General features: G+C 51.0%; 3 protein-coding genes and 1 pseudogene. All 4 read right to left on the bottom strand.

Features of this window, described 5'->3' with window-relative positions:
- Positions 1–482: pseudogene (locus C7R94_RS29585) on the bottom strand (M3 family oligoendopeptidase); the annotation flags it as partial.
- Positions 483–595: 113 nt separating this feature from the next.
- Entirely contained in the window at positions 596–1,798 is a 1,203-nt protein-coding gene (locus C7R94_RS29580) for a M20 family metallopeptidase (protein WP_106786038.1), read from the bottom strand.
- Positions 1,799–1,835: 37 nt separating this feature from the next.
- Positions 1,836–2,798 carry a P1 family peptidase gene (locus tag C7R94_RS29575; protein ID WP_106786037.1) on the bottom strand — a complete coding sequence of 321 codons (963 nt, stop codon included), beginning with the start codon at positions 2,796–2,798 and terminating at the stop codon, positions 1,836–1,838.
- Entirely contained in the window at positions 2,798–3,355 is a 558-nt protein-coding gene (locus tag C7R94_RS29570) for an ECF transporter S component (protein WP_047069080.1), read from the bottom strand. The genes C7R94_RS29575 and C7R94_RS29570 overlap by 1 nt, the downstream gene beginning before the upstream one ends.
- Between the last annotated feature and the right edge of the window lie 29 nt (positions 3,356–3,384).

Here is a 3,384-nt window from a genome sequence, read left to right as displayed (position 1 = left end):
TTTGACCCTGTATTTTTCATTTTTGCCAAGACGATTTCTTCTTTTTCGCTCAACATGTATTTGCTCTTGTCTGACATTTCTGTCAACATAAAGCGATGTGTCTCTAACAGCTCCGATTGGCTAATCAAATCGTTCAGGTTGCTCAACGATCCTAACCATTTTTGGAATTGTACGCCTGGTTCTACCAATTCAACAGCCTGATTCTGTACTTTTTCAATTGCGAGCAGTGCTGCTTCATTCTTGGCATCGACGCTGGCAGTCAGCTCACCGTAGGCGTACAAGCGGAATTGCGTTTGCAGGACGGAGGTCATCATCGTGATGTATTTCTCCATCTTCGCTACTGCATCCTCTGAAGATTGCAAGTTTTGCGCTGCCCAGCTTTTGATCTCTTCTGTTTCACGTACTAGCTTCTCCCAATCTTGTTTCCATTCCGGTGCATCAAACGAGGAATACAAGACTCCCAAATTCCAGCGCATATTCATGGGCACGCGCCTCCTTTTCGCTTATGTAACAAGCTTATTGTAAAAAAAATTAGATGGATTCTGCAAGTTTTTACTAAGAAAACTTCTTTTGCAGGCGATCAAGCTCGCACTGGCTACGCCAAAAACGTCAATGCCGACAAAGCAAAAAGTTGGGTAGATTCCACCAATTGGTCAATGTCTACATACTCATCTGCATGATGAGGAATATGGCGATCGCCTGCCCCTGTCGTCAAAATGGGAATGCCGGCCTTGTGCAGGAAGGTTCCATCTGTCGCACCTGGAACGCCATTATATACGGGTTCTTTTTTCGTGATTTCCCGATAGGCACTCGCGACAGCGGTCACGACTTCTTCCTTCATGCCAGTCAGCGTCCAAGGACGCTCTTCGATGACTTCCAGAGTAGCTTTGAACTTGTCATCTTCTTTGCTTAATTCTTCTAATATGGCACTAATTTCTTTGAACAGCTCTTGGTGGTCCTGCCCGGGTACCGTGCGAATATCAAGTGTCGTCATGCATTGATCGGGTACGACGTTGATTTGGGCGTCTCCTTTGACCGGGGCCTGCAAAATCGTCGGAGTGATACTCGGCCACCCCAACATCGGGTGCTCGCCCAGACGAGCCATTTCCTTGCGCTCCAGCTCCTCTAACGCCACTATGGCGCGTGCCATCCTTGTGTTCGGATTGATTCCCGTCAGTGGCATGGCACCATGCGCCATCTTGCCAAACGTACGAAGGATCGCTCGCATGGCTCCTTTTTGCGTGATGCAGAGCTGATTTTCTTCCGGTTCGCAGATGATAGCAGCATCAACGTTGTTAGCCCAGCCGCGACGGATGAAATCTTTGATCCCGATCATCATGCTCTCCTCATCGCAAGGGATGCACAGGAGGATTTTGCCTGTAAAAGACTGTTTGGATCGTTGGATAGCTTTGACGGCACATATCGCGGCAGCCAGATTTCCTTTTGTGTCACAGGAGCCACGCCCGTAGATACGCCCACCAGATATTGTCCCGCCAAAAGGGTCGTAGCTCCAAGCATCCCGATCCCCTTCTGTTACGACATCTGTATGGGCTTCGAACAAAAGCGTTTTACCAGGTCTGCCCGAATCGTAAAAAGCGATGACATTCGGTCTGCCCGGAACAACCTCCTCATAGAAGACCTGCAAACCCATATTGCGAAGATAATCGGCGACAAATAACGCGACCCGCTCTTCATTCGCTCCTGCCTGATCAGGGCGAAACACACTCGGAATTCTAACGAGCTCCTGCGTTAGACGCACAACCTCTTGCTCGTCAACAAAGGATATCACCTGATTCATCCGCCAACCCTCTCCTCTGCATCCAATTATGTTATACCTATGCCTGGAAGTAACTGCGATAAGATGGCAGTCCCCCCGCTTCCTCTGCGTGCTTAACTGCTTGGATGACGGCTTCTGCCAGCACATCTGCGGACAACGCGCCCACCAAGTCTACACTCGCCTCAATTTCGTCTGTTGCAACAGCAAAGACCGTATCGCCATCGTACATGGTGTGAATCGGACGGATCGCACGGGCAAGCCCGTCGTGAGCCATTTGCGCTACTTTGCTTGCTTCTCCCTTGGACAAACGGGCATTGCTCGCGACTACGGCAATCGTCGTGTTCGTGCCTGGAGGGATCGGGGCAAAAGCTTGCTGGCGCATCATCTCCAAGCTATCCCGAATGGTTCCCTGTTCATCTCTCGGCCCGGCTAAGATCGTCCCTGACTGCGGATCTACGACATGACCGACCGCATTCACAGCGACGATGGCGCCTACCACGAGCCCATTGGGTAAAATCACGGAAGCTGTGCCCAATCCGCTCTTCATCGCATTCCCAAATCCATTCAGCTTGCCTACTGACGCACCTGTACCAGCACCGACATTTCCTTGTGTCACTGTCTCACGGCTTGCTGCCTGTGCTGCCTCATAGCCCATTTGACGATCAGGGCGAACACGATAGTCGCCTACAGCCAGGTCGAACAAGACTGCCGCAGGGACGATAGGAACGACGCCATAGCTAACATCCAGTCCAATGCCTCGTTCCTCCAAATACTGCATGACACCGGTAGCAGCATCCAAACCGTATGCACTGCCACCCGAAAGGCAAATCGCATGGACCACACTAACTAGATTGACAGGGTCCAAAAGGTCTGTCTCGCGGGTGCCCGGGGCTGAACCCCGGACATCCACGCCGCAGACAGACGGCTTTTCCAGCATAATCACACTGCATCCCGTTAATGTTTCTTCGTTTTGTGCATGCCCGACGAGAACGCCGGGTACGTCAACTATCGTTCCGGTCATTATAAGTCTCCTGAAATTTTCGATTTTTGCCTGCCTGCTGAGCCCAATTTCTTCCAAGCCGCCACGACAGCCAATGTAACAATGACAGAAACAATTGCTTCTGGCAAGCCGCTCGTGATTGCGACTGTGGTCGCTACACCGAGGGTCATATATCCTCGAATGACGGCCATGCCCAGTACCAGGATCGTGTTTGTCATCGCCCCGATAAAACCAGCGGCACCAATCGCCAAGTACTGATTGATGTTTTTCAAACCGACATAGGTCAAGTAAGCAGTCACACCGATAAACAGACGTGGCAGGATGGCTACCAGCGGGTCTTTAAAAAGCGGAACGGTGGCATTTAAGAAAGAAGAGACTCCAAATATAAGGCCAATGATCATACCAACGCCCCAGCCCTCCATTATGCCCCCGATGACAGCCGGGATGTGCATAATAGTGGCGTTGCCCGCTGCTGTCGGAACCGGAATGTAGCCGAGACGAGTCACCCCGAGCAAAATCGCGATCGCACCCAAAACGCCTGCAATGACAATCTTGCGTACGGTCAAGCCTTTCTCCATGCATACTCCTCCTTTTACGAGTTTTATGT

Origin of the sequence: Brevibacillus sp. NRRL NRS-603 (assembly GCF_003013445.1) — a bacterium.
Classification (GTDB): domain Bacteria; phylum Bacillota; class Bacilli; order Brevibacillales; family Brevibacillaceae; genus Brevibacillus; species Brevibacillus formosus.
The sequence above is the reverse complement of the archived record's forward strand: the minus strand, read 5'-3'. Positions and strand labels throughout refer to the sequence as shown.